The organism is Herbiconiux daphne, from assembly GCF_024979295.1.
In the GTDB taxonomy this organism is placed as follows: domain Bacteria; phylum Actinomycetota; class Actinomycetes; order Actinomycetales; family Microbacteriaceae; genus Herbiconiux; species Herbiconiux daphnes.
This window is the reverse complement of record NZ_JANLCJ010000759.1, coordinates 1-534: the sequence shown is the minus strand read 5'-3', so window position 1 is coordinate 534 and position 534 is coordinate 1. Positions and strand designations below refer to the sequence as shown.

Below are 534 nucleotides of genomic sequence, written 5' to 3'. Positions count from 1 at the left end.
AACTGCAACAGCAGAATCTTCAGATTCAGACCGGTCAGCAGAATCTTGAGAAAGCTCAGTATGAAAATTCTCCTGAAATGCGCGCTCTGGATGTTCAAGAACGTCAGAACAAAATGCAGTACAACCAAGCAATGATGGATCAGATGCGTGGTAACATGGCACTGAAACAACAAGAAGCTCCTATCAAGCTCCAGACTCTGCAACAGAATGCTCAGACTGCACAGATGAAAGCTACCGCTGCTGCTGCTAAGGCACAAGGTATGCAGGCTCATGTTGTTCAAGGCCCAGGTGGAACTCAGATTCCAGTATCACCATACAAAATTGGTGAATACAACGTCATGCTTAACAGCCGTGGTAATCCAATCATCAATTCTAAAGGTGTTGCAACCGTATACGATGCGAAGACTGGTCAGACGTTTGCTGTTAATACTAACAAACAGGCAACTGAAGCTGCACTGGCATCTGTCAACCGTAGTAACAAACTTATCAATAACTTTGATATTGGTGGTGGTACTAAACTGTTCGGCCCAGCTG

The 534-nt window shown here is 44.8% G+C and carries 1 protein-coding gene; it reads left to right on the top strand.

Annotated elements, in window-relative coordinates; translation table 11 throughout:
- On the top strand, positions 1-534 hold a 534-nt coding region (locus N1032_RS27540), incomplete at both ends, for a hypothetical protein (RefSeq protein ID WP_259543912.1).